Source organism: Streptomyces tendae, assembly GCF_014650435.1.
GTDB classification, from domain to species: Bacteria; Actinomycetota; Actinomycetes; order Streptomycetales; family Streptomycetaceae; genus Streptomyces; species Streptomyces tendae.
In genome coordinates this window covers 180,661-205,709 of record NZ_BMUY01000008.1, presented here as the reverse complement: position 1 = coordinate 205,709, position 25,049 = coordinate 180,661, and the positions used below count along the sequence as shown (strand labels likewise).

The 25,049-nt window shown below is 71.8% G+C and carries 24 protein-coding genes, 1 tRNA gene and 2 pseudogenes; 13 read left to right on the top strand and 14 right to left on the bottom strand.

Features of this window, described 5'->3' with window-relative positions; translation table 11 throughout:
- Positions 1–175 precede the first annotated feature (175 nt).
- Positions 176–829, bottom strand: a complete 654-nt coding sequence (locus IE258_RS22140) for a TetR/AcrR family transcriptional regulator (RefSeq protein WP_189746088.1) — start codon at positions 827–829, stop codon at positions 176–178.
- A gap of 380 nt (positions 830–1,209) precedes the next feature.
- Between IE258_RS22140 and IE258_RS22135 the strand changes: the two genes are divergently transcribed.
- The 5 genes and pseudogenes from IE258_RS22135 (at position 1,210) to IE258_RS22120 (ending at position 6,074) form a co-directional block, all read left to right on the top strand.
- Positions 1,210–2,508 (top strand): M6 family metalloprotease domain-containing protein, encoded by a 1,299-nt coding sequence (locus IE258_RS22135; protein ID WP_189746086.1) that lies wholly within the window; start codon positions 1,210–1,212, stop codon positions 2,506–2,508.
- Positions 2,509–2,693: 185 nt separating this feature from the next.
- Complete coding sequence (locus IE258_RS22130) at positions 2,694–4,415, top strand: IclR family transcriptional regulator domain-containing protein (RefSeq protein WP_189746085.1); 1,722 nt, start codon at positions 2,694–2,696, stop codon at positions 4,413–4,415.
- An 81-nt stretch (positions 4,416–4,496) separates the two neighbouring features.
- Positions 4,497–4,569: transfer RNA gene (locus IE258_RS22125), tRNA-Arg, on the top strand.
- A gap of 213 nt (positions 4,570–4,782) precedes the next feature.
- Positions 4,783–5,067: pseudogene (locus IE258_RS42080) on the top strand (hypothetical protein); the annotation flags it as partial.
- 548 nt (positions 5,068–5,615) lie between these two features.
- Positions 5,616–6,074, top strand: coding sequence for an SMI1/KNR4 family protein (locus tag IE258_RS22120; protein ID WP_189746084.1), 459 nt, complete (start codon positions 5,616–5,618; stop codon positions 6,072–6,074).
- A 285-nt stretch (positions 6,075–6,359) separates the two neighbouring features.
- Here IE258_RS22120 and IE258_RS22115 read toward each other — a convergent pair whose 3' ends face one another.
- The 8 genes from IE258_RS22115 to IE258_RS22080 all read right to left on the bottom strand — a co-directional run bounded on the left by IE258_RS22115 (position 6,360) and on the right by IE258_RS22080 (position 14,664).
- Positions 6,360–8,531 carry a TerD family protein gene (locus IE258_RS22115; RefSeq protein WP_189746083.1) on the bottom strand — a complete coding sequence of 724 codons (2,172 nt, stop codon included), beginning with the start codon at positions 8,529–8,531 and terminating at the stop codon, positions 6,360–6,362.
- A gap of 120 nt (positions 8,532–8,651) precedes the next feature.
- Complete coding sequence (locus IE258_RS22110) at positions 8,652–9,344, bottom strand: response regulator (protein ID WP_189746082.1); 693 nt, start codon at positions 9,342–9,344, stop codon at positions 8,652–8,654.
- Positions 9,341–10,501, bottom strand: coding sequence for a sensor histidine kinase (locus tag IE258_RS22105; RefSeq protein WP_189746080.1), 1,161 nt, complete (start codon positions 10,499–10,501; stop codon positions 9,341–9,343). The genes IE258_RS22110 and IE258_RS22105 overlap by 4 nt, the downstream gene beginning before the upstream one ends.
- 38 nt (positions 10,502–10,539) lie before the next feature.
- Positions 10,540–11,328, bottom strand: coding sequence for a hypothetical protein (locus IE258_RS22100; protein WP_229892330.1), 789 nt, complete (start codon positions 11,326–11,328; stop codon positions 10,540–10,542).
- 249 nt (positions 11,329–11,577) lie between these two features.
- On the bottom strand, positions 11,578–11,739 hold the full coding sequence (locus IE258_RS22095; protein WP_189746079.1) for a hypothetical protein: 162 nt from the start codon (positions 11,737–11,739) through the stop codon (positions 11,578–11,580).
- Positions 11,740–12,065: 326 nt separating this feature from the next.
- Complete coding sequence (locus tag IE258_RS22090; RefSeq protein WP_229892328.1) at positions 12,066–12,353, bottom strand: ScoMcrA-related endonuclease; 288 nt, start codon at positions 12,351–12,353, stop codon at positions 12,066–12,068.
- Positions 12,354–12,382: 29 nt separating this feature from the next.
- Positions 12,383–14,023 carry an oxidoreductase gene (locus tag IE258_RS22085; RefSeq protein ID WP_189746075.1) on the bottom strand — a complete coding sequence of 547 codons (1,641 nt, stop codon included), beginning with the start codon at positions 14,021–14,023 and terminating at the stop codon, positions 12,383–12,385.
- 71 nt (positions 14,024–14,094) lie between these two features.
- Positions 14,095–14,664, bottom strand: a complete 570-nt coding sequence (locus IE258_RS22080; RefSeq protein ID WP_189746404.1) for a hypothetical protein — start codon at positions 14,662–14,664, stop codon at positions 14,095–14,097.
- A 199-nt stretch (positions 14,665–14,863) separates the two neighbouring features.
- Between IE258_RS22080 and IE258_RS22075 the strand changes: the two genes are divergently transcribed.
- The 3 genes from IE258_RS22075 (at position 14,864) to IE258_RS22065 (ending at position 17,159) form a co-directional block, all read left to right on the top strand.
- Positions 14,864–15,472 carry a TetR/AcrR family transcriptional regulator gene (locus tag IE258_RS22075; protein WP_373309916.1) on the top strand — a complete coding sequence of 203 codons (609 nt, stop codon included), beginning with the start codon at positions 14,864–14,866 and terminating at the stop codon, positions 15,470–15,472.
- Positions 15,473–15,591: 119 nt separating this feature from the next.
- On the top strand, positions 15,592–15,999 hold the full coding sequence (locus IE258_RS22070) for a YciI family protein (protein ID WP_159327103.1): 408 nt from the start codon (positions 15,592–15,594) through the stop codon (positions 15,997–15,999).
- An 8-nt stretch (positions 16,000–16,007) separates the two neighbouring features.
- Complete coding sequence (locus tag IE258_RS22065; protein WP_189746402.1) at positions 16,008–17,159, top strand: RNA polymerase sigma factor; 1,152 nt, start codon at positions 16,008–16,010, stop codon at positions 17,157–17,159.
- Here the strand turns inward: IE258_RS22065 and IE258_RS22060 are convergent.
- Positions 17,131–17,484 carry a hypothetical protein gene (locus tag IE258_RS22060; RefSeq protein WP_373309898.1) on the bottom strand — a complete coding sequence of 118 codons (354 nt, stop codon included), beginning with the start codon at positions 17,482–17,484 and terminating at the stop codon, positions 17,131–17,133. The two genes, IE258_RS22065 and IE258_RS22060, sit on opposite strands and share 29 nt — an antisense overlap.
- Here IE258_RS22060 and IE258_RS22055 point away from each other — a divergent pair.
- Both IE258_RS22055 and IE258_RS42075 read left to right on the top strand, forming a co-directional pair.
- Entirely contained in the window at positions 17,471–18,370 is a 900-nt protein-coding gene (locus IE258_RS22055; protein WP_189746071.1) for a Vgb family protein, read from the top strand. The two genes, IE258_RS22060 and IE258_RS22055, sit on opposite strands and share 14 nt — an antisense overlap.
- Before the next feature lie 145 nt (positions 18,371–18,515).
- Positions 18,516–18,596 (top strand): annotated as a pseudogene (locus IE258_RS42075) (DUF5701 family protein); the annotation flags it as partial.
- Positions 18,597–18,618: 22 nt separating this feature from the next.
- Here the strand turns inward: IE258_RS42075 and IE258_RS22050 are convergent.
- Together IE258_RS22050 and IE258_RS22045 are read right to left on the bottom strand one after the other, a co-directional pair.
- Complete coding sequence (locus tag IE258_RS22050) at positions 18,619–19,737, bottom strand: PP2C family protein-serine/threonine phosphatase (RefSeq protein WP_189746069.1); 1,119 nt, start codon at positions 19,735–19,737, stop codon at positions 18,619–18,621.
- A gap of 155 nt (positions 19,738–19,892) precedes the next feature.
- Positions 19,893–21,110 (bottom strand): MFS transporter, encoded by a 1,218-nt coding sequence (locus tag IE258_RS22045; RefSeq protein WP_189746067.1) that lies wholly within the window; start codon positions 21,108–21,110, stop codon positions 19,893–19,895.
- 93 nt (positions 21,111–21,203) lie between these two features.
- Here IE258_RS22045 and IE258_RS22040 point away from each other — a divergent pair, with 93 nt between their 5' ends.
- From IE258_RS22040 to IE258_RS22030, 3 genes are all read left to right on the top strand, one after another.
- Positions 21,204–22,193 (top strand): ArsR/SmtB family transcription factor, encoded by a 990-nt coding sequence (locus IE258_RS22040; RefSeq protein ID WP_189746065.1) that lies wholly within the window; start codon positions 21,204–21,206, stop codon positions 22,191–22,193.
- A 10-nt stretch (positions 22,194–22,203) separates the two neighbouring features.
- Positions 22,204–22,725 (top strand): glutathione peroxidase, encoded by a 522-nt coding sequence (locus IE258_RS22035; protein WP_159327108.1) that lies wholly within the window; start codon positions 22,204–22,206, stop codon positions 22,723–22,725.
- 73 nt (positions 22,726–22,798) lie between these two features.
- Positions 22,799–23,683: a MerR family transcriptional regulator gene (locus IE258_RS22030; protein WP_189746400.1), complete on the top strand. Its 885-nt coding sequence runs from the start codon at positions 22,799–22,801 to the stop codon at positions 23,681–23,683.
- A gap of 83 nt (positions 23,684–23,766) precedes the next feature.
- Here IE258_RS22030 and IE258_RS22025 read toward each other — a convergent pair whose 3' ends face one another.
- Positions 23,767–23,958 (bottom strand): DUF397 domain-containing protein, encoded by a 192-nt coding sequence (locus IE258_RS22025; RefSeq protein WP_059301326.1) that lies wholly within the window; start codon positions 23,956–23,958, stop codon positions 23,767–23,769.
- Positions 23,959–24,132: 174 nt separating this feature from the next.
- Entirely contained in the window at positions 24,133–24,990 is an 858-nt protein-coding gene (locus tag IE258_RS22020) for a helix-turn-helix domain-containing protein (RefSeq protein ID WP_161377462.1), read from the bottom strand.
- Positions 24,991–25,049 lie beyond the last annotated feature (59 nt).

Here is a 25,049-nt window from a genome sequence, read left to right as displayed (position 1 = left end):
CCCACTTCGGACTTCGTGACGGAAAAAGACGAGAAAAGGGACGACTGAAACCGTGCCTACGGCGGCGGTCGGCGGGAGTGCCGACAGCCCGGCGTCGGTGACGGAACTGGTGCTGTTGCTGGTGCTGTTACTGGTACCGGTGCTGCTGGTACTGGTGGCTTCGTGTCTGGCGGTACTACTGGTCGCAGGGCCGGCGCAGATCCTCCAGAGTCACTGCCGCACCCGGGAGGGCGGAGCGGGCGGGAGCCCGCAGCCCGTCCAGGAACAGCTGCAGATGGCGATGGACGAACCGGTCGGCACTCACGCACCCCGTACCGGCTGGGGGCCGGCTGAGCTGGGCCGCGGCGATCATCAGATCGCCCACACCCACGTCGCCGCGGAGCTGACCGGCCGCCTTCGCCCGGTCCATGACCTCGGCGACGAGTCGCTCGACCCGTCCGCGTGCCGCCTCCAGGTCGGGGTGGTGCTGGTCGAAGGTGCTGGCCACCATGGGGCACAGGGCGCTGATCCGCTCGTCGGCGGAGGCGTGCACGAAGCGCTCCAGCGCCTCGAACGCGTCACCGGTCTCCGCGAGGGCCAGCTCGGCCGCCCGTGCCGTACGGTCCATGACCGAGCAGACGACCTCGCGGACGAGGGCGTCACGGTCGGGGAAGTTGCGGTACACCGTGGCGTTGCCGACGCCGGCCCGGCGGGCGACGTCGTCGAGGGGCACGTCCGGCCCGTGCTCGACGAACATCTCCCGGGCGGCGAGGACGATCCGCTCCCGGTTGCGCAGAGCATCGGCGCGGGGCCGGGCCACCTTGCGCTGATCGGGAATCGCGGTCTGCACGGTGTACTCCTTCGTGTCTGTGGTGTCTGTGACGCCCGTGGTGCTTGTGGTGCCTGTGGCGTCTAGTTGTCTTGGCGTCTGAGTGGTCTGTGAGGGTGTCGGTCACGGGTGTGACGACTGGGTTCACGATCCGGGGAGGGAATCCCCGTTTCGCTCGGACACAGGTCTAAACGGGGAAACGATCCCCGGTTATTTCCCGCTCCCGAAGAACTTTCCGGTGACCTGAGTCACACCCGGATCCCGGCCCGTCCCCCGGTCGGCGGCTACCGGCGAGAAACCCACGATCGGCCTCTCCAGCGCGCGCCCGCCCACCCCTCGGCACAGGGTGAGCGCAAGGGTGCAGCCGGTGTCGGGCGGCTGCCGTGGCCGGGGAGGTCCGCATGCAGCCGCCGCCGCAGGCGCCGCCGCCGAGCCGTCGCATACGCCCGCGCAGACTGGCCGCGGCCGGGACCGTCGCCGTCCTGACCCTCGCGCTCAGCACCTCGGCCGGCACCGGCCGGCTCGCCCCCGGCACCTCGACCGCGGGCCCCGGCCCCGCCGCCCTCTCCCGCTCCTCCGCGCACGGCCCCTGCATGATCAGCGGCGGCGCCGAGATCCAGATGTCCGAGGGCGTGCCCACCTCCACCGGCTACGCCCGCTCGACCGGCACCGTCCGCGCCCTCAACCTGATGATCGACTTCTCCGACGCGCCCGGCGAGGGCAAGGCGCTCGACCGGTACGCGGAGTTCTTCCCGCAGACCGCGGAGTGGTTCCGCACCAGCAGCTACGGCCGCCTCGACTACCGCCCCGAAACCCCGATCCGGGACTGGCTCCGGATGCCCAAGTCCTTCGCGGAGTACGGGATAGAACGCGGCGCCCCCTTCGAACCCGGCTACCGCAAGCTGGTCCAGGACCTGGTGGCGGTGGCCGACCCGAAGGTCGACTTCCGCTCGTACGACCTCCTGAACGTCCTGGTCACCCCGAACGCGGGCCCCTCCGCCCTCGACACGGTCCTGTCCGTGACCTTCGCCGGAAACCAGGAGGCCCCGGTCGCCGACGGCGTCCCGGTGGCCAACGCCTCCTTCGTCTACTCCCGCCAGGACGACGGCTCCGGCTCCTACGACGAGACCGGCTACCGGGTACTCCCGCACGAGAACGGCCACGTCTTCGGCCTCCCGGACCTCTACACCCAGGAGGGCGGAGGGGCCGTCGGCCACTGGGACATCATGAGCGAGGACTGGGGCGCCAACAACGACCTCCTCGGCTGGCACAAGTGGAAGCTGGGCTGGCTCGACCCGTCCCAGGTGCACTGCGCCGCCACGCCGGGGACAACGGAGTACACGCTCACCCCGCTGGCCGGCAAGGGCGGCGACAAGCTGGTGGTCCTCCCGCTGAGCGGCACGTCCGGCTACGCGGTCGAACTGCGCACCCGCGAGGGCAACGACGAGACGGTGTGCCGGCCCGGCGTACTGATCTACAAGGTCGACGCGGACGTCGACACCGGCATGGGCCCGGTACGGGTCTACGACTCCCGGCGCGACAGCGGCGGCTGCACCCGCAGCCCCAACGTCCACGCCGAACTCTCGGACGCCACCTTCACCTCGGGCGAGACCTTCAAGGACCCGCGCAAGGGCGTCACGATCAAGGTGTCGGGCAAGGACGGGACGGAAGACGTACGGGTGCGGGTCACCCGGAAGTGACGGCCGGTACGGGTCACCCGGTAGTGACGGCCGGTACGGGTCGCCCTGACATGACGGCCGCATGACGGCCAGGTACGGGTCACCCGGACGTGACTGCCGGGTACGGTCAATCGGAGGCGGTGGGCGGGGCGGGCTACCGTAGGCGCCCTGCGGCGCCTTGCCGTGATCGCCGTACCGGAGAGCCGATGCCCGCCCACACCACGCACGACACCCCCCGTGACGGGACCGATGGGGCCCGGGACGGGAGTGCCGCCGCGCCGGACACGGGCGTCCCGGCCAAGACGAACGCGTCGGCCGAGACGAACACGTCGGCCGGGACAGCCGCACCGGCCAGGACAACCGCACCCGCCGAGGCGACCGCACCGGCCGAGGCGGTCACGCCACTCCTCCGCGGCATCGCCGTGCTCCGCCGGCTGACCGAGGCGCCCGGCGGCACCCTCAGCCTCAGCGCCCTGGAGAAGACCACCGGCCTGGCCCGCTCCACGGTCGACCGCCTCACGGCGACCCTCGCCCGCATGGGACACGTCCGCCTGGACGGCCGCGACGTGACCCTGGCCCCCCGCCTGATGGAACTGGGCAACGCCTATCTGGCCGCCCTCCGCCTCCCCGCCCTGCTCTCCGCCCGCGCCGACGAACTGGCCGACGAACTGGACGAGTCGGTGTCGCTGGCGGTCGGCGACCGGGACGGCATCCGCTTCATCCACCAGGCCACCCGCCGCCGCGCCATGTCCCTGAGCTTCCGCATCGGCGACCTGCTCCCGGCCGAACGCACGGCACCTGGGCCCCTCTTCGCCGCGGAATGGACGGACGCGGACTGGCACCACTGGCGAGAACGCCGAGCAGCGGACCCGGCGGACCACACCTTCCCCGCGGTCCCGCCCAGCGAACACCCCACTCCCGACGAGGACTTCGTCCGCCGTACGGCGAAGGCGGCGACGGACGACCACGCGCTGGACGACCAGCTCATCGAACCGGGCCTGGTGGCGCTCTCGGTCCCGGTACGGGACCCCGGCACCGGCCGGGTGGCCTGCGTGGCGAGCGTCGTGAGCCACACGAGCCGCCACACGGCACCGGACCTGCGGACGGCCCTGCTTCCCCGCCTGCGCGCGGCGGTCGCGGCGATGGAGGACGACCTGCGCACCGCCCCGCCACCGGCACCGGGACCGCCCCGGGCGGGCCTGGCCACCTGGACGGGAGCGTCCAAGCAGGAACTGGGCCGGGAGTTCGTGGAGTCCCTCGCCCGCGGCCTGACCGTACTGACGGCCTTCGACGAGGGCCGCTCCGCGCTGACCCTGACCCAGGTCGCGCAGGCGACCGGCCTGGCCCGTGCGACCGCGCGCCGAGCGCTCATCACCCTCGGCCACGCGGACCTGCTGGCCCCGGCACCAGGCAACACCTTCACCCTCACCCCCCGAGTCCTGTCCCTCGGCTTCCCTCCCCTCTCCCGCACCTCCCTCCCCGAGATCGCCCAGCCCCACCTGACCGCTCTGGCCGACCGCGTCCACGAGTCGACGTCCCTGGCCGTCCTGTCGGAATCGGGCGAGGAGATCCAGTACACGACCCGGGCGTCCACGACGCGTGTCCTGAGCGCCCGCGTCACGGTCGGCGCCCGCCTCCCGGCCCGGTCCACAGCACTGGGCCACATCCTGCTGGCCCTCCCCGAGGCCCGGACGCAGGGTTACGCCCTTGTCGACGAGGAGCTGGAGGCCGGCCTGCGCTCCCTCGCGGTCCCGGTGCGCGACCGCACGGGCAGGGTGGTGGCCGCCCTGAACGTCGCGATGCACGCGGCCCGCCGCACGGCAGCGGCCTGCCGGACGGACATCCTCCCGGAGCTGTCCCGAACGGCCACCCTCATCGAGGCGGACCTGTCGGTCGCCGGCCGCTTCGTCCACGTCCCCCCGACCTGACCCGGGCCGACGCTCACCTCCCCCTCCACCCCGGCCCCCGATCCGCTAACCTGTTGTCACCGCCGCGCCCAGCGACGGCACGCCTTCGTAGCTCAGGGGATAGAGCACCGCTCTCCTAAAGCGGGTGTCGCAGGTTCGAATCCTGCCGGGGGCACAGAGAAACACCTGGTCAGAGGCCCTTCCGTCCATTGGGTGGAAGGGCCTTTGTCCTCGCAGTACACATATGGCAGACCTGCGGCTGCGGGCAGAGGTGGGGAGCCGTGCGAGATGCCCGCGAACGACGAGCTGGCCCAGCGTCGGCACGAGAAGCTGATCGACCGCTTGGATGCCTGATGCGGGCGTCCCTGAAGCCTCGCTATCGGGGTTACCACTGATCCACGTCGGCTCCGCCTTCGCGGCGCCCAAGAGGCGGGACACCCGGGACACCCCACCCGGCGCACCCGTTCCGTGCTGCTGTCCGCTTGTGTGCGCTTCCACAAGAGCCGCTGCGGAGGCCCCGGCTACCGCCCACGCAGCCTCAGCGAGGTACGCGCGCGGCGGATGGCCTACGCCCCGGCCGCCGGAGAACCGTTGGCTCAGGGCCTAGGTCCGCCGCGATCTGCCCCAGCAACCCGAAGCCGGCCGGCCCCTGCTGTCGTACCCGCACGCATAAGGCACGCATCACGCGGCATCATGTTCCGGGACGGCCACTGTCACTGCCACTGCCACTGCCACTGCCACCTTACGGGCCTTCTTCTCCGCCTTCTCCAGCTTGGCCTTGGCTTTGGCCAGTTGCTTGGAGCGGCGCTTGTGTAGTGGATGCGGTCCAGAGGGATGACGCCCCATCCGTGGATCACGTGGAGGTCGAGATGCCGCGGTGGCGAACTCGAGTTGAGTGCTTGAGATGGATCTGCGCGGACGGCCAGGACTCCGCCACCTCTGCGAACTTCACCCGCGCGGCGACCGGATCGTGGTAGGAACTATCGGCGCCTGCGCATCTGCTGGGAGGGCAGGGCCGATATGCACGAAGCCTTCCTCATACTCGCCTGCTGCCTCATGCCCCGGCAGCTCAGGACGACGCTGCCGGCCTTCGACGCAGGGCTGCTGGGTACCCGTTGATGTCCGCGGCCCGTGCCATGATCCGCCCTCATGAGTGATCGTTCGCTTACTCCCGCCTGGCTGGCCTCGTGGAACAGCAGGGTCTCGAAGACCCTCAAGGCAATGACAGACGAGTTCGAACGCCGGCACGGCTTTCCACCGGGCGTCAACGAGGTCCGGCTGGCCGACCGCGCCGATCAGGCCGCGGCTCGCACGCTCGCCCAGGTCAGCCTCGTCCCCGACGACCTGGTCACTTTCTACGACAGCATCGGCGAGGTCACCTGGGCGGACGTCGGCCACGGCTACTTCGTTGACTCGGCAGCCGATGTCCTCCTGCGGTTTAAGCAGTACGGCACTGTCGATTTCGGCGCGGACCAGAAGGACAGGGGCCTGGTCGTCGGCTCGAACGGTGGCGGCCTGTCCTATTTCGTCGGCCATGACGGAGTGATCTACAGGACGCGAACGGCCTCGCTGGACGAACCAGAGGTCGACCAAGTAGCGGGTGACCTGCGGCAGTTTTTCGAACTGCTGGAGCGATCCCTCGCACGGTTCGACGCCAACGGCGAGCCAGGATGCCTGTAGCCGGCGCCTCAACAGTTCATGGTGCAGCCGTTGTAGGCCGCATTCACGGCGGAGGAGAAGGAAGCCCTCTCATGGCCTCGCGCAGGCGACGCTATCGGTCGATTCTTGGTCAATTCATCGGAATTCTCAGCAGTGATGAGCCGTCGCCGCACACGAAGACTGAGATGCGCCGCGCGGGCGCATCTCAGTCGAAGTAGAGGGCGAGGAGAGCGAAAGGACTTGAGTTCATTTGGAGTGAATGAGAAGGAAGCCCCTTCATGGCCTCGCCGTTGGCAACGCTAGCACTCAGCCCGGGATCAAGTCGCGCAGATTTTCGAGGGTGATGATCCGGGAGTCTTGGTGCAGGCCCTCGGGACGTTCGAGACCGATGTACATCACGGGCTCGTCCGGGACCTGCTCCCCGTCCCACAGGTCCATGACTGTGGTGTCGCGGGACATCAGGTCGATCAGGTACCCGATCGTCAGCTGCTCGCGCTCCACGAGGGCACGCACCACCTTGGACACCGACGCCTGGTTCTCTTCGACCCGGTTCGCCACCGAGATGCCCTTCAGGTAGAGGTGCAGCCACTTCGCACGCCACCTGCCGTCGTCGCCGCGCTGGAAGACCAGAGGCAGCGCCACACGGCCCGCCCCGCGCAGGTCCGACTTCATCCGCACCGTACGCGGCTCGAACGGACGGCCCTTCTGCTCACCTTCGCGCAGCATGAACCCGAAGAACGACTCCTCGACCTCCTCGAAGCTTTCTCCCGCGTAGATGTTGACCTGCGGAACGATGAACGTGCTGCGCACGCGGTCCAGGGACAGGTTGATGAACTCCGCGGCTCCGTCGGGCGCCTCGGTGACATCGCCCGAGTGCTCACCCCCGACGGCTGTGAGGGCGGCATAGGAAAGCCAGGAGTCGGTGCTGTAGTCGCTGTGCAGAAGCAGGGCCGACAGGTCGTAGTCGGTCCGCTCCCTACTCTCCTTCCAATACACGAAGAAGCGCAGCAGTTCACCGTCGACCGCCGAGACCGAACCCCGCGGCAGTACGCCGAACCCGGCCGCGGCCGCCCTGCCACTGAGCGGGAGCGCCACGTCGAGGACGTCGGGGTCGAGCAACAGCCGGCCTGGCGCCTGGAGCCGACGGCGGATCTCGGCGTCGAGAGCGGCGATCAAACGGTCGCGGTCGGCGGCTGGTACCGGAGGCCGGCCGTCGGGGGTCACCCAGGCGCGGCCCCGGCGGTTGACGAAGATGCGGGGTGTGTCGGTCTCCCGTTCGCGGTTGTGGAAGTGCTCACGGACCGAGAGGACGACCCGGCCGGAGACCTCGGGGGCGGCCTCCACCGCCGCGGCCACCACCGCGTCCCGCTCCTCCTGGTCGGCGGCGATACGCAGCAGGAGGTCCAGGGCGCGGAACAGCTTCCCGGGAGCGGACTTGAGCAGCCTCACCGCACCGGTGACGTCGAACTCGTCGAGCAGCTGCTCGACGCGGCTGTCGAAGGACCGCGCCTCCTTTTCGCCCCGCGCGACGGCGAACACATCGGCGGCGTGCGGCCAGCGCGGGTACTCGTGGGGATGGAGACGCTCACCGAGCCGTTTGAAGGGCTCCCGGTGCGCATGCACATCGGCAAGCTTCGCCGGGTTCGCCGCGACCACCGCGTCGAGGCCCGCGAGCAGCCCCCGGCGCGCCGGGCGCGACAGCGCCCGGAACCGGGTCGGCTCCTGGAGCGTCACATCGCCGTCCGACAGTGCGCAGGCCAGACGCAGCACATCGGTGACGGTGTCAAGCAGGAGGTCGGAGCCGACGCCGAGACGGGCCTCGTTGACGACCGCTCGATTCTCCCGGACGGGGATCGACGTCGGCTGCGGGCCGAGCGCGCATCGCTCGGCGAGCGTCTTGAGGTCGCGCAGGTGGTCCTCGCCCAGTGGCGTCGTGCTGCCCGCCAAGGCCAGGTAGAGGTCGGTGAGTTCGTCGTCCAGGCCCCGCCCGAGGTGCAGGACGGTCACCCGGTCACCCGCCGAGGCGATCAGCTCGTCCTGAGCCGTGAGCATCTCCTCGTAGGTGTGCTGGTAGCGACCGTACGTGGGGAGGCTGAGCAGGTCCAACACCCCGTGCCTCAGCTGCGTCAGCACACTCTCGCGCGACTTGTCGTCACCGAGCGCCTTCGTCACGCACCGCATCCAGAAGTCTTCGGTGTCCGGCACGTTCGCCGGAAAGTCGATGAAGTAGGAGTTGTGCCGGACGTGGTCGCCCACCATCTCGCTCACGGTGCGCAGTGTTCGCTTGGCGGTGTGCACGACCGCGGCCTCGGACAGCCCTGACAGCCGCGCCATCAGCTCGGCCGAGAGCTTGAAGCCCACAGTTGTCAGCGCCGCGTCGAACTGTCGCGCGGCCGTGGCGCCTTCCCCGGCGGACCCCTTGGGAGAAGGAAGGCGGTGGGTGTGCCGGATGACCAGCGATTCGAGACTGTGCGCCATTCGTGGATGATCGCAGAGGTGCGCGAGCCGACGCACAGGAGTTTTCCGTATGCGCTCCGACGCCGTGATCAAATCCCGGAGCACCCCGAATCCCCATGCGAGCCGGCCGTCCCGTGCGCCTCACGCTCCGCTTCGGCGGTCGCCCGCCAGGCCGGTCTCGTAGGCGACGATGACGAGCTGGGCGCGATCGCGGGCGCGTAGTTTGGTGAGCAGGCGGCCGATGTGGGTCTTGACCGTGGCCAGGCTCAGGTGGAGGTGTTCTGCGATTTCCGTGTTGGACAAACCTCTCGCGATCAGGCCGAGCACCTCCAACTCCCGGCCGGTGATTCCGTCCAGCGAGCGGCTGGGCGGGCGCGCGGGCTCTGGGCGGCGGGCGAACTCCTCGATCAGGCGGCGGGTCACCGAGGGGGCGAGCAGCGCCTCGCCCGCGGCGACGACGCCGATGGCGGTGAGGACCTCGGACGGCGGGGTGTCCTTGAGCAGGAAGCCCGCGGCGCCGGCGCGCAGGGCGGCGTAGACGTACTCGTCCAGGTCGAAGGTGGTGAGGATGAGGACGTGGACGGCGGACAGGGCCGGGTCCGCGCAGATCTGCCGGGTCGCCTCGATGCCGTCGAGGGCCGGCATGCGTATGTCCATCAGCACGACGTCCGGGCGTTCGCGGCGGGCGAGTTCGACGGCTTGCGCTCCGTTCGCGGCCTCGCCCACGGCTGTCATACCGGGAGTGTGATCGACGAGAACCCGGAAGCTGCCGCGCACCATTGCCTGGTCGTCGGCGATCAGTACCCGGACGGGGGTCGCGTCGGTCGTGGTCATTGGTTCCCTTCGGCCGGCAGACGGACGGACACCGCGAAGCCACCCTCCGGCCGAGGGCCCGCCTCGAAGCTGCCGCCGTACATCATCGCTCGCTCACGCATCCCCAAAAGGCCGTGCCCGCCCGGGAGTTTGTGGATCGTCTGTCCGAGTGCGGACGGTGACGGTGGCCCCTCGTCCGTGATGTCGATGCGGATCTCATGCGCGTCCGCCTCGACCGTTACCCGGCAGCGGGTCGGGGCCGCGTGCCGGACCACGTTGGTGATGGCCTCCTGGACGATCCGGTAGATGGTCAACTGTGTCCCCTCGGCCAGGCCCTCCACGGCGTGCACCGTCAGATCGACGTCCACTCCCGCCCGGTGTGCCTCCTCGGCAAGCAGGTCGAGTCGGCCGAGATCCGGTACGGGTCCCAGGGGCGCGCCCTCGGTACGCAGCACACCGAGCGTGCGCCGCATTTCGGCCAGCGCGGCACGGCTCGTCTCCTCGATGACCTTGAGGGCGGCCCGTGCCTCCCGCGGGTCGGCCTCCGCCACATGCCCGGCGACGCCCGCCTTGACGGCGATCAGGCTGAGGTTGTGCGAGACGATGTCGTGCAGCTCGCGGGCGATCCGCAGACGTTCCTCGTCCAGTGCGCGCTCCGACCGGCGCTGCTGTTCCCTGGCGGCCTCGGCCCGGCGGCCCCGCACGGTGAATCCCGTGCCCCAGGCCGCGCTGATTACCAGGAGCACGAGCCCGGCCACCCCCGCGGCGCCCCGGGGGTCCTCGGCGGGAGTGACCACCGCTTCCCCGATGTAGACAGCGCCGCACGCCACGGGCAGCGTCACCGCGAGTGCGGGCACGGACCGGCGGGCGGGCTCGGCCAGTCCGACGAGATAGGCCGCAAGCCCGGCGGCGGCGTACGGCTCACGGGGGATGTCGAGGAGCGATGCAATGGCCAGGGCGGCCAGTACGGCCGCCAGGACCGCGAGCGGCCATCGGCGGCGTACGGCGACCGGCAGGCCGACCATGGCCGCGATCAGACAGCCGAGCCAGAACGGTCCCGTGTAGACGGGCTGGCCGTCGTCGGCAGACAGTCGGGCGAAGCCGATGTACACGGCGGTCAGGGCCAGAGCCGCGCCGAGGTCGAGGGCGTGGAGATGGCGCTGCCGCTTGGGCTTCATGGTTCGACCGTACTTCGACCGTACCTGGACGTGTGCGCTCAACCGGCCTGCCCCAGCAGCACCATCAGCCCTAGCGTCACCAGGATCAGCGGCATCCAGCGCAACGCCGCTGCACGGCTGGGGCGGGGTGCATCGCGCAGCAGGGCCGAGCCCAGCGGCACCAGTGCGGCGCACAGTCCGGTCAGGGCCACCAGTGACAGCGGGGTGGTCCCCTTGAGTACTCCGAGGGGCAGTGCCGCGGTGAGACCGAGTGCGGCGGCGCGGGCCGGGCCCAGCACCCGGGTGCGCCAGGCGCCGAGGGCGAGGACGATCCACCCGGCGAGGATGGCGAGGTTCAGCGTGGCGAAGACGTGGAAGGCGCCGTAGCCGGCGGAGACCGCTTCGGTGGCGGACCCGACCCCCTGGGAACGCACCAGCTGAAAGGCCAGATGGTCCACCCCCGCGTGGAAGGCCCGGGCGAACAGCCCGAACATCACCAGGACCCCGCCCCACACCCCCCAGCCGGCACTGCGCACCCCAATCCGTGCGGCCAGCACCGCCACGGCGGGCCAGAGCAGCAGGCTGCCCGCCGCGAAGAGGCCGTATGCGGTGGCCATCAGGGTGGGATGCCGCTCGTACGCGGCGAGTTGGTCGGGGTAGAAGAAGTCGAAGCGGGCCCGCAGCAACGCGCCGGTCAGCATCAGGAGTGGGCCGAGCACCATGGCGGTGCCGCCCACCCAGCGTCCGGGGAAGCCGGTGGCCTCCAACGGCTCCACAGGCAGCGCGCCACGCAGTCGGGCGCCGATCGTTGTGACCGGGGTGGCCATGGACGTCGTCGGGTTCGTCATGACGACGACGATGCCTTCGCCGTCCCCCGCAGGGCGTCGGACCAGGAGCTGAACTGCGGGATCAGACCTGGGTATGACCTTCGGGCCACCGAACAGGCACCCCCTCCAGCCCGCCGCACGAGCAACCGGACCGAGCACGGTCCGGGGGCCTGCACATGGCGATGCTTCTGACCTGGGCACGGCGGCAAAGGCCGGAGGCGACCCGAGCCGTACGACCCGGAGGCGCGCGGCACCGGTACCGGCCGCCGGTCACTGCCGTCTCCGCCGGGGGACGCCGAGCAGCAGCTCGGCCATGACGCGGGCGTCGCGGCGGCGGGTCGGGCTGGCGGACCACACGCCGGGCAGGACCACGCAGCACAAGAGGGCGAGGGGGATGAGGACCGCGATCACGCCGATCCATGGATAGGCCACTGTGACGGGTATCAGGAGACCGCCTGATACCAGGCCTAGCAGCGGCCCCGCCCTCACGGGTCGGTTGCGCTCGCCATGCGCAGGGTTCCTTCCTGGTCGCGGAGCTTCGGGCTCCGGCCCGACACCCACGCGTTTTACGGCCATACATGCCTGGCCGTCATTCATGGGACACCGGTGATCGCACGCACCAGGATGGCGAGTCCACGGCAGGCGTGCGCGGCGCCCCATCCCCCGTCGATGGGAGCAGTTTCATCTTGCCCCACCGGGTGTGTACGTGGGAGGCGTTTCCAGGACACGACGGGCGTCCGCCGGTGGGGCGTCGGGGATCAGTTCGCCGCGCGGGCCACGACTTCGAAGCCGAGGTCCTTCAGCAGCTTGGCGGCGTGGTCCTTGCCGCCGGAGAACTCGTCGCTGCCCAAGGGCTCGCGGCCGGGCAGGTGGCCGTGCGCCGCGCCCACCACCGCCTTCGAGTCGTACTCCTTGCCGTCGACCTTGAGCAGGTAGGTGCGCGACGGCCCGAATCCGTACCGGTGCAGGAACGCCTCCCGGCCGAGTCGGTCGTACTCCGCGACGGACTGAAGGATCGCGGCTCGGGTGATCTCGTTGAGCGCCATGGGGGGACGGTAGCCGAACGGGCGCCCGGTCACTGTCGGTTCACCGCGCGGGAGATGCCCGCTGTGACCGTGGTGGCCAGGATCCAGCCGGCGGCGATCAGGGCGTAGGACAGCCACTGGCCGGTGTCGTGTGGGGCGAAGGCGTTCTCCTGGCCGAAGGTGATGATCGGGACGAGGAGGTCGAGGGTGTAGAAGACGGCGTTGAAGGGCGGTGCCTTGCCTGGGTCGAGGGGCGCCGGGGTGTGCAGGGCGAAGTAGAGGGAGCCGCAGGCGAGCAGGGCGAGGAGCCACAGGCCGGCGCGGAGGGGGCGGTAGCCGTAGCCGACGGAGAGGTCCTGGGCGTGGCCCCAGAGGCGGATGTGCGCGGGGAGGGTGGCTCGGCGGTGACGCTGCTTGGCCAGGAGGACCGTGCGGGCTTCGTCCTCGTGGCCGAGACGCCGGTAGGCCGCCGCCAGTTGCTCGTACGGCTGGGGGAGGTAGCCGCCGGTCGTGCGGCGGATCCAGTGGACACGTTCCGCGGCGGGGAGCGGGAACGCCAGGGCCTCGTACGTCGCGTCGGCCAGGCGGAGGTCGGTGGGCCAGGTGTCCTGGGCGTCGTACAGCGTGCCCAGTCGGGCGTTGCGGGCGTCGACCACTCCGTCGATCGGCCGGCGGGTGCGGAGGTCCGTTTCGCGTGCCTGGGTCGCCCGCAGGGACAGGGCGGTGCCGCCCTTGCGGGTCAGTTCGGCGTCGCGGAAGCTCAGTTCCGTGCCCACGCGTGTGCCGTCGAGTTTCACCGCGCCGTCGACGGTGAGCCCGAGGCCCAGGTCGAAGTTGCGGTCGACCGTGACGTCCACCGCCTCCAGGGCGGTGTCGCCCGGGTTGCTCAGCCGGGCCCCGCAGAAGCCGACGGCCGCCCCGACGGTGGCACCGGAGAGGATGACCCGGCCCTCGGCGCTGAAGCCGGGGTGGCAGGTGAAGTCCTCGGCGACACGGACGTGGTAGGCGTCCAGGGCGTGGCCGCCGGGGGCGCGGAGTGCGGCGCCCTCCAGGTCGAACTCGCCGTCTATCGAGGCGCCGGAGAGCCGGAAAGTCCCCTCGACGGCCAGGTTCGTGCACAGGGCGTCGCCGCCGACCTGGGCGTGGACGGCCGATATGGCCTCACCCTCGGGGAAACCGACCGTCGTGTCACGCAGGTCCAGGTCTCCGTTGATCTGCGTGCGGTTGAGGACCAGGGGGCCCGTCAGGCGGCAGTGGGAGACGACCAGGCGTCCGTCGATCTGCGCCGTGTCGGCCACCAGCCCGGGCAGGGCGCAGCCGATCACGACCAACTGGCGGGTCCGGGCGCCCTGCAGCAGCGGTGCCTCGTCGAAGCGGCAGTCGGTCAGGAGGATCGGGGCCGCTGTCTCGGCGAACCTGAGGTCCAGGCGGCCCGTGATGTGCGCACCGGTCAGACGCAGGGCGGGGCGGTCGCCTGGGGCGGGTTCGGCGTGCGCGCCCAGCAGAAGGGCCGCGATGGCGTCGGCCCGGATCACCGGGTCCGAGTGGGCCGCCGCAGACGCCGGGTCCGCGTGGGCCGCCGCAGACGCCGGGGCCGTCGGCGCGGGGGGACTGGACAGGTCGAGGCGGTGGCCTTGCGGGAAGGCGTCTCGCAACCGGCGTTCACGGGCGTTGAGTTCGTCGATGCGCACGAGTGACGATCTTCCTGGTGCGGCCGCGTACCGGACAACCCCGTATCCCTCCGTTCCGTCCACCTCTCCCCTCAGACCGGGCGGCGTGCCCCACGGCCACGGCCCAGGCGGAGGGCGGAGACCAGGAAGAAGACCCCGCCGAGGAAGGCGTACCCCGCGAGGCTGCGCAGCGACGGGTCGTCGGCGCCGGCCTGGGTGACGAAGGAGAGGCCGGCGAGTGTCGAGATGGCGCCGCTGGCGATCATCGGCCACTGCCCGCCCAGGTGGCGGCGGGCGGCGCCCGCGACGAGCTGGACGATTCCCGCGGTGACGGCCCACGCGCCCCAGACCCGCAGGACGGCCGGGATGCCCGAGGTCGCCGCGAGGGCGAGGGCGAGCACCGTCAGGGAGCTGATCGCGATGTTCGCGTACAGGGGCGTGACCGGGCCGCCGTCGGCCCTCGCCGACCGGACGTCGACGACCGCGGCCGCCACGTCGAACAGCGGGTAGACCAGCAGCAGCGTCGTACTCAGCGGACCCAGCGCGTCGGCGGCGGCGAAGAGCAGCGCGGCCCACGCGGCGGCGAACGCGAAGCGGAGGAAGTACAGCTTCCGGAGGGTGGCGGGGACGCTGGCGGGAGGTGCGGCGACGGCGGTGTCCACGGTGTCCACGGGAGTGCCTTTCGGTGAGGCGTGCGGCGGGAAACGTGCTGGGGCGCACGAGAAGACGTGCGATGAGGTGCGTACCGTGAGGTAGAACGTTCGGTCTCTCTCTCGTCACGCAGTCAACGGCCTCCCCGCCACCCTTGTCAAGACCGAACGTTCTACCTCACCACCTTGATACGGTGGTCGCATGAGTCCGATGAGTCCGAGCGCAGCAGGCCGCACCACCTCCGAAGCGCGAGCCCGGTTGCTCGGCACCGCGACGAAGATCTTCTACGCCGAGGGGATCCACTCCGTCGGCATCGACCGGATCACCGCGGAGGCGCGCGTCACCCGGGCCACGCTGTACCGGCACTTCACCGGCAAGGAGGACCTCGTCCTCGCCTACCTCGACCAGGCCGACCAGGGGATCCGCGGGCAGGTGGCCGCGGCCGTGGGCAGTACTCCCTCGGCCGTCGGGCAGGTCCGGGCCGTCGCGCGGTCCATCGTCGACGGGATCCGCTCCCCCGGCTTCCGCGGCTGTGCCTTCCTCAACGCCGTGGCCGAGTATCCCGACCCCGCGCACCCCGTGCACCAGGCGGTCCTGGCCCACCGGCAGTGGTTCCTGGACACCGTCACGGAGCTGCTGGCGCGGGCCGGTGACGACGACGTCCCCGTCGATGCCGCCGGGCGGCACCTCGTCATGCTCCGGGACGGTGCGATGGCGGCCGGCTGCCTCTTCGATCCGGAGCTGGTGTCCGAGACCTTCCTGCACGGCGTGGAAGGGGTGCTGAGAGAGGTCTCGGCAGCGGCCCCGGAAGAGGGCTGAGGAGGAGTCCCCAAAAAAATTTCCGTCCGGCCGTCGCGCCGTGTCGAGAACGCGCGTCCCGCTCCGTCCCAGGGGTGAAGGCGGCCACAATGGGCCGCACCAGCACCTAGGAGACCATCATGGCCAAGTACCTGCTGCTCAAGCACTACCGTGGCGCCCCGGAGTCGGTCAACGGCGCGCCGATGGACCAGTGGACGCCGGAGGAGATCTCGGCCCACATGCAGTACATGCAGGACTTCGCGGACCGGCTGGAGAAGACGGGCGAGTTCGTCGACGGGCAGGCACTCGCCCCCGAGGGGGCCTGGGTCCGGTACGACGGTGAGGGGAAGCCGCCGGTCACCGACGGGCCGTTCGCCGAGACCAAGGACCTCATCGCCGGCTGGATGGTGATCGACGTCGACAGCTACGAGCGCGCCGTCGAGCTGGCCGGGGAACTGTCCGCCGCCCCGGGTGCGGGCGGGGAGCCGATCCACGAGTGGCTGGAGCTGCGGCCGTTCCTGGTCGCGCCCCCGACCGTTACGGAGTGACCCCTCCGATGGACGAGGCCCTGATCAGGAGCCTCACGCCCGGCGTGCTGACCGTCCTCGTCCGCCGCGGAGCCGACTTCGCGGCGGCCGAGGACGCGGTCCAGGACGCGCTGGTCGAGGCGGTCCGCGGGTGGCCGGACGATCCGCCGCGGGATCCCAAGGGCTGGCTGGTCACCGTGGCCTGGCGGCGGTTCCTCGACGCGACCCGCGCCGACACCGCACGCCGGCGGCGCGAGGACCGGGTCGAGGAGGAGCCGGCGCCCGGTCCGGCGCCCGGCGTGGACGACACGCTCCAGCTCTACTTCCTGTGCGCGCACCCCTCGCTGACGCCGTCCTCGGCGGTCGCGCTGACCCTGCGCGCCGTCGGCGGGCTGACCACCCGGCAGATCGCCCGGGCCTACCTGGTGCCCGAGGCGACCATGGCGCAGCGGATCAGCCGGGCCAAGCGCACCGTCTCCGGTGTCCGGTTCGACCGGCCCGGTGATGTCGCCACCGTGCTGCGCGTGCTCTACCTGGTCTTCAACGAGGGCTACTCCGGCGACGTCGACCTCGCCGCCGAGGCCATCCGGCTCACCCGGCAGCTCGCGGCCTCGGTCGACCACCCGGAGGTGGCGGGGCTGCTGGCGCTGATGCTGCTCCACCACGCCCGCCGAGCCGCCCGGACCGCGCCCGACGGCAGTCTGGTGCCGCTCGCCGAGCAGGACCGCGGCCGGTGGGACACCGCGTCCATCGCCGAGGGGGTGCGGATCCTCCAGGCGGCGCTGGCCCGGGACCGGCTGGGCGAGTTCCAGGCCCAGGCCGCCATCGCCGCCCTGCACGCCGACGCGCCCACCGCCGGGGAGACCGACTGGGTGCAGATCGTGGAGTGGTACGACGAACTCGCCCGCCTGACCGACAACCCCGTCGTCCGGCTCAACCGCGCGGTCGCCGTCGGTGAGGCCGACGGGCCGCGCGCCGGGCTGGTGGAACTCGCCGCGCTGGACGACACCCTGCCCCGGCACACCGCGGTGGCGGCCTACCTGCACGAGCGCGACGGCGATCTGGACACGGCGGCGCGGCTGTACGCCGAGGCGGCCCACAAGGCGCCCGACCTCGCCGAACGCGACCATCTCGTGCGCCAGGCCGCCCGCCTCAACTCCCGTCACCGACACGGCCGCTGACGGGAGCGCGGCGCCCGTACTCCGCGAGGGCCGGGGTCAGCAGGTCGAAGGCCCGGGGTGCCTCCCGCGCCAGCACCTCGGCGATCTCGGGGGTGGTGCGCCCGGCCAGGGTCAGTTCCTGGATGCCGGTGAACAGGACGCGATGGACCCCGCCGAGCAGGGCCGCGGCCGTACGGGGCGTGATGTCGTCCGGCGGGGTGTCCGTCGTGTCGGCCAGGGCCGCGGTCAGGGCCTCCTCCCGGCGGTCGTGGAGGCCGCGCAGGCAGGAGGTGGGGGTGGGGCTGAATAGCCTCCGCGTAACGTTACGCCCGATGAATGAATCCAACGAGAGGTACGACACCGACTCCGTACGGGAGTTCAACGTGAGCGACGCGGACGCCGGTCCCTACGCGCTCGCCGAGGGGCCGGACGGCGCCTTGTGGTTCACCCTCGTCCACCGGGGCGCCGTCGCCCGCAGGGACCCGGACGACGGGCGGGTCACCGTCCATCCGGTCGGCGACGGACCGACCGTGATCGTGCCGGGACCCGACGGCGCCCTGTGGTTCACCGAGTACCGGACGCACCGCATCGGCCGGATCACCCCGGACGGCGACTACTCCTCCTTCGCGCCCCTCACCCCCGAGGGCGGACCGTTCGGGATCACGGCCGGTCCGGACGGTGCCATGTGGTTCACGCTCTCCGCGGCCGACCGCATCGGCCGTGTCACGGTCGACGGCGACGTCAGCGAGTACGCGGCGCCCGGCGCCTTCCCGTCCGCCGTCACCGCCGGTCCGGACGGCGCCCTGTGGTGCACGCTCAACCAGGGCAACGCCGTCGGGCGGCTGACCACGGACGGCCACGGCACCGCGTACCCGCTGCCGACGGAGGGCGCCGCACCGGTGGGCATCGCCGCGGGACCCGACGGCGCCCTGTGGTTCACCGAGATCGGGGCCGGGCGGATCGGCCGGATCACCGTGGCCGGCGACATCACCGAGTACCCGCTCGCCGACCCCGGGGCCCGGCCGCACGCGGTGACGGCGGGGCCCGACGGCGCGCTGTGGTTCACCGAGTGGGGCACCGGCCGGGTCGGCCGGATCACCGTCGACGGCCGCCTCGGCTCGTACGCGCTCTCCCGTACCGACAGCGAACCGCACGGCATCGCCGTGCACGGCGGCGCCCTGTGGTGCGCCCTGGAAACCGGTTCCCTGGCCAGAATCGAGGTCCCGTCCTGACCGGTCCCACGCCCGACCCGAAGCCCGCCGCGGGCGCTGTTCCCGACCCCGGGATGCTGCACCCCCTCGCGCAGCATCCGCGTGTCGTCCTCCTCAAGCCACTCGTCACGGACGAGCGCATCCAGGTGGGCGCCTCTGACGACCGAAGCCCGGCCGGTGCTGGGAGGGCAACCCGCACGCCTGGCTCGGCATGGCGTTGGCGTCGGCGGGTGCGCGCCACGCCTGACCGCCGCCACGCCTGACGGTCGTCACGCCGGGGCGGCCGGGGCGTTGGGGACGCCCAAGGTGCCCGGGGCGCCGCCGTTCCCTCCCTGGTAGCGCAGCAGCAGCATCGCCGCGTCGTCGTGGTGGGGCCCCGCCGCGTGCCGTACCAGGTCCTCCCGCAGGGCCTCCAGGGCGCGGTGGACGTCGGGGTCCTTCAGGAGGTGGGTGCGCTCGGCGAGCGGGTAGAAGCCGCCCTGCTCGTCGCGGGCCTCGGTGACGCCGTCGGTGTAGAGGAGCAGTTGGTCGCCGGGGCGGAAGGGCACCGGGAAGGGGTCGGGGCCGGGGCCGCCGTGCGCGGCCAGGCCCAGCGGGAGGGCGTACGCGGGCGGCTCCGGGAAGTCGGCGGTGCCGTCGCCGTGGACGAGCAGCGGCGCCGGGTGGCCGTAGTTCAGGAGGACGACCTGGTGGTCGTGGCCGATCTCGGCGAGGATCGCCGTCACGAACTTCTCGTCCTCCAACTCCCGGGCGACGCTGCGCTCCAGCCGTTCGCCGAGCCTGGCCAGGTCCTTCTCGTCGTACGCCGCCTCCCGGAAGGTGCCGAGGACCCGGGCCGCGGTCTCCACCGCGGCCAGGCCCTTGCCCTGCACGTCGCCCACGATCACGCGGACGCCGTACGGGGAGGCGACCACCTCGTACAGGTCGCCGCCGATCCGGGCCTCGGCGAGTGCCGAGGTGTAGGAGACGGCCGCGTGCAGCGGGCCCGCGGTCAGCGGCACCGGGCGCAGCAGCACCCGCTGGGCCACCTCCGCGATCGAGCGGACGCTGGCCAGCTCCGCCTCCCGGCGCGAGCGCATCACGGCCGCCGCGATGCCGACGCCGGTCACCCCGGCCACCGACAGCATGGCCGTGTAGCCGCGGGGGCGGTCGAAGAGCCCGTTGTACAGACCGAGGCCGACGCAGAGCAGCAGCGCGGCCAGGCCGATCACCGCGGTGCGCCGCCAGCCGCCGACCAGTCCGGCGAAAGCGGGGCCCAGCGACACCAGCGGCAGCAGCCCCACTCCGGGACCCATGGTGAGGTCGACGACGGCGACCACGGACATGGCGGCGACGGGCATCCAGGACAGCACCGCCGCGGAACCGGCCGGCGGCTTCCTGACGGTCATGACTACTCCGGTGTCGCAGCGCTCAAGAGCCGCCCTCTCCCTGTCCTCAGGCGCCCTCCCCAGCGTCTCACCCTAGGCAAGAGCCGGAGTGCGCAGGAGTTCCCGGGCTCTCCTTAACCCAATCGAGGCCGAGCCGCGCCCGCCGGGACCGCACGTCACGCGGACGGTACCGCCGCCCGCGTCGGCAGCAGCCCGCCGTCGGGCGCGTCCCGCCGGCTCGCCAGCGTCAGGGTCAGGGTCACCGCCAGCGAGGCGAGCGCCATCACCGACATGGCCGTCGCCGGGGAGGTGAACTGGGCCACCGTGCCGGCCAGGACCGCGGCGACGCCCTGCATGGTGAGCATCCCCGCGGAGTGCAGCCCGAGGGCGTGCCCGGACAACTCGTCGGGGGTCAGGGCGACCAGGCGCTCCTGCTGCACCAGACTCGCGCCGAAGCCCACCGACGCCAGGGCGATGAGTACGGCCGTCACCGGCAGCGGCGGCCGCAGGAAGAGAACGAGGTACGGGGCCGCCAGCAGCGCCAGCAGCGGGATGCCGAGCCGGGGGCGCAGCCGGGCTGGCAGCAGCCGGCCGATCGTCACGTCCCCGGCGAGCATGCCCAGCGCACCGCAGGCGAACAGGGTGCCCGCGGCGCGCGGGTCGTAGGAGACGAACAGCGACTCGCAGCCGACGACGAGGCCGTTGGGGATCCACAGGGCCAGGTACACGTGGCGGCGCGGACGGGCGGACCAGAGCAGGGCGTTGGCCCGCCAGGTGGCCGTGACCGAGGGGCGGCCGGAGACCCGGGGCGGGCGGCGGGCCAGGCGGAGGGCGAGGGCGGCCGACGTGCCGTACAGGGCGGCCGCGAGCAGCAGGCACAGGCGCGGCGACAGCAGGGTCACCAGGACGCCGCCGGCCGCGTATCCGGCGATCTGCATGAGGCCGCTCATCATGTTGAAGAGCGAACGCCCGGTCAGGTAGCCGTCCTTGGCCAGGATCTCGGTCAGCAGCCCCCAGCGGACCCCGCCGCCGAGCGAGGCGATCAGTCCCTCGACGAGGACGATGAGGAGCATCGCCCACACCGGCAGGCCGGGCAGCGCGAGGGCCGCGGTGGCGGCCGCGAAGGAGAGCGAGAGGCCCGCCAGCGTCGCCCGCGGCGGCAGCCGGTCGGCGCCGGAGAGGAAGAACGTGGCGCCCAGCACCTGCGCGAGCGCCGGGCCGAACATGCTGACCGCGGAGAGCAGCGGCGAGTCCGTCGCCCGGAACACCAGGGTGCCGAGCGCGAGGCCGCTCACCGTCTGGGCGGCGATGTTGGCGGAGGAGGAGAGGAAGAGGGGGCTGAACTCGGGGGTGCGGAAGAGGTCCGCGTAGGTCCTGCGGGGCGTGTCCGGCATGCGGGGAGTCTGGGGCGGTGCCGAGCACGGCCGTTATTGTTTCGCGCGGAGGCGAAAGGTGAGGGGCCGAGAGGTGAAAGGGCCGGGGACCGGATGGGCTGGTGGCAGATCAACGCCGACACCCTCGCGCGCAGCCGTTTCGTCGTCTCGCCGCTCGACGAGACCCTCGCCTGTCTGAAGATGCTGCACGCGGGCGTGGCCGGGCATCCCGGGGAGCGGGCCTGGCTCGCCACCCACCGGCCCGCCCATCTGCGCCGTATGGCGGCCGACCCGGTGACCGCGCTGCTGGTGGCCTCGGGCCTCGGCCGGGAGTGGAACGCCGGCTTCCTCACCCCCGCCCCGACCGAGGGCCAGAGTTTCGCGGACGGCGTCGCGCGGATCCGGGCGGCCCGGCCCGACGAGGCCCGCGCCGACCTGGCCGTCTCCCTGGGGGGCACGCTCCCGGCCGCCCTGGACCGCGACGACCTGCCGGAGCGGGCCGCCGCGCTCCTCGAAGTGGTCTGGGCCGAGGCGGTACGGCCGGACTGGGAGCGGCGCCGCCGGGTCCTGGAGGCGGACGTCGTCGCGCGGATCGCGCAGGTGAGCCGGGGCGGCTGGGCGACGGTGCTGGACGCCCTGCGGCCCGGCACCCGCTGGCTGGGCGACAACCGGCTCCAGATCAACCTGAACCCGTACCCGCCGCGCGAGCTGTCCGGGGCGGAGCTGCTGCTCGTCCCGATCACTCCGCAGCGGCACGGCTGGGTGGCGTGGCAGGAGCCCGAGCGGTACGCGCTGGTCTACCCATGCGCGGGCGCCCTCGCGGACGACGGTGCCCGGCGGGTGCCCGCCGCCCTCGGCGCGCTGCTCGGCCCGGCCCGCGCGGGGGTGCTGACGCTGCTCGGCACCCCCATGAGCACCAGCCAGCTGGTCGGCGTGACCGGGCAGGGCCTCGGGTCGGTCGGCCGGCACCTGCGGGTGCTGCTCGACGCGGGGCTGGTGGAACGGCGGCGCGCGGGCCGCTCGGTGCTGTACTCCCGGACCGCGGCCGGGGAGGTGCTCGTTGAGGCGGGAGCGGGCGCGCCGGGTGTCGGGGCGCCGGACTAGCATCCGGTGCATGACGACCTCACCGAACACGCGCAACGACGACAGCCTTCCCCTCGACGTCGAGATCGGCGCCCTCCAGGGCGGGACGGCGGACCTGAGCCAGTACGCCGGGCGGGTCGTGCTGGTGGTCAACGTGGCCTCCAAGTGCGGGCTCACCCCGCAGTACTCCGGCCTGGAGCGCCTGCACGAGCGGTACGCGGAGCAGGGGTTCACCGTGCTGGGCGTGCCCTGCAACCAGTTCATGGGCCAGGAGCCGGGCAGCGCCGACGAGATCGCCGAGTTCTGCTCGGCGACATACGGGGTCACCTTCCCGATGACCGAGAAGGTCGAGGTCAACGGGGCGGGCCGGCATCCGCTGTACGACCGGCTGGCCGGTTTCGCGGACGCCGAGGGGCACAGCGGGGACGTCCGCTGGAACTTCGAGAAGTTCCTGATCGGGCGGGACGGCAAGGTCGCCGCGCGCTTCTCGCCGCAGACCGAGCCGGAGGCGGCGGAGGTCGTGGCGGCCGTGGAGGAGCGCCTCGCCGGTTGACCTTGCCCCTGGGACAAGCCCGAGTGTCCCCGTCACCGGGCGGAAAGGCCGCCCGGTGACGGAGGACGACGACGTGGACAACGGCGTGGACGACTACGTGCACGACGGCGTGGGCGACGAGTTGCTCACCATCGGCGCGTTCGCCGCGCGGGCCCGGCTGTCGGCCAAGGCCCTGCGGCTGTACGACCGGCTGGGTCTGCTGGCGCCCGCCCACGTGGACGAGACCACGGGCTACCGGTACTACCGCGCCGGGCAGGTCGAACGCGCCCGCCTCGTGGCCCTGTTGCGCCGGCTGGACATGCCGCTCGCGCGGATCGCCGAGGTGGTCCACGCGGACGGCGACCGTGCCGCCGGTCTGCTCGACGTCTACTGGGCGGATGTGGAGGCCCGGGTGGCCGGGCAGCGCACGCTCGTCGACTACCTCCGTGGACGGCTGACGGAAAGGGATTCCGACGTGTACGGAAAGTTCGTGGTCGAGACGGTGGACGTGCCCGAGCAGGTGGTGATCAGCGAGACCAGGCACCTGCTGGCGCACGAGCTGCCGGCGTGGATCGGTGCCTCACTGGGGCGTCTGGAGGAGGCGGCCCGGGGCTGCGGGGGTGTGACGGCGGCACCGTTCGTCGCCTACCACTCGGACGTGTCGGCGGAGAGCGACGGCCCGGCCGAGTCCTGCGTGCCGGTCGCCGACGAGGCGGCGGCGCGGGCCTGGAGCGAGGAGCGGGGACGGGCGTGGCGGACGCGGGTGCGGGTGGAGCCGGCCGGGCGGCTGGCCTTCACCCGGATCACCAAGGCCCAGGTGGAGTATCCGCAGATCCTGGCCGCCTTCGGGGCGGTGGAGGAGTGGATCGCCGCGCAGGGTCTGACGGTGACGGGGCCGTGCCGCGAGGTGTACTTCGCCGACTGGGACGCCGCGGGCCCCGAGGACCCGGTGTGCGACGTGGCGTTCCCGGTGAGGTGAGGTGACGGGCGCCCTCTCGGCAAGGTCGGCGAACTGGTCGAGAGGGCTCCGTCGGTGGTACCGGCGGGTGATGCGCGGCGGCGCTACTCCTTGACCGACGTCACGAAGGCGGTCCACGCGTCGGCGGGGAACGCGAGGACCGGGCCGCCGGTCACCTTGGAGTCGCGGACGGCGAGCGCCGCCACGACGGGTGACCGGACCTCGACGCACGCGCCGTTTCCTCCGGAGTAGGAGGACTTGGTCCACGATTCCTGGGCGCCCTGAAGAATTGCCATGTCTGCTCCGATGGCGAGTCGCGAGTGTGGTTTACGCCAATGACGTTTGATCTTTGGCGTGATCGACGCTACTCGCTGGCCTTCCCGTACGGAGCAGCCATTCACTCGTCCGGATGGCATATTCCAGGCGAGTCTTCCAGTACATCGCGGCAGGGGTGTAACATGCCGCACCGCTCAGCGTGCGTACTCCTTCGCCACGTCCTCGATGCGCTGCCGCGACTGCTCCACGTTCAGGGCCTGGGCCCGCAGATGCTCGTACATCACCGTGTACTTCTGCACGTCCGGCGCCTTCTCCAGGTACAGGTCGCTGGTCACGCCCTCGATGTACACCACGCTGGAGTCGGCCGTGTCGGCGAACTCCAGGATGGAGTACTGGCCGTTGATGCCCGGGTGCGCGCCGACGTCGAAGGGCAGCACCTGCACGGTGATGTGCGGCAGCTGCGACATCTCGGCGACGTGCTCCAACTGCTCCCGCATCACCTGCCTGCTGCCCACCGTCCGGCGCAGGCACGCCTCGTCGAGGACGACCCACAGCCGCAGCGGGTTGTGGTCGGCGGAGATGCGCTCCTGCCGCCGTATGCGGACCTGCACCCGTTTCTCCACGTCGGCGACGGACGTCTCGGGCAACGCGCCCTGGATGAGGGCCTCGGCGTAGGGCCGGGTCTGCAACAGGCCGGTGATGATCTGGGGTTCGTAGGTCCGCAGCGACTCCGCGTCGGTCTCCAGGCCGATGTAGACGCTGTACGGGATGTCCCCGAAGGCGTGCCACCAGCCCTGCTGGCGCGAGTCCTTCGCCATCTGCATCAGCGAGTCCACGATCCGCTGGTCCTCGACCTCGTACACCCCGCACAGGTCGCGGACGTCCCGCTGGCTGATGCTGCGCCGTCCGTTCTCCAGGCGGCTGATCTTCGACTGCGAGACCAGCAGCCGCTCGGCGACCTCCTCGGCCGTCATGCCCTTGAGCTCACGGAGCCGGCGCAGCTCCTGGCCCAGCCGACGCCGCCTTACGGTGGGATTGACACTCGACGCCACGGGACGTGCACCTCCGGCTGCGTGACTCATGCTTGCCACTTTGTGTATCTGCTGCTGAG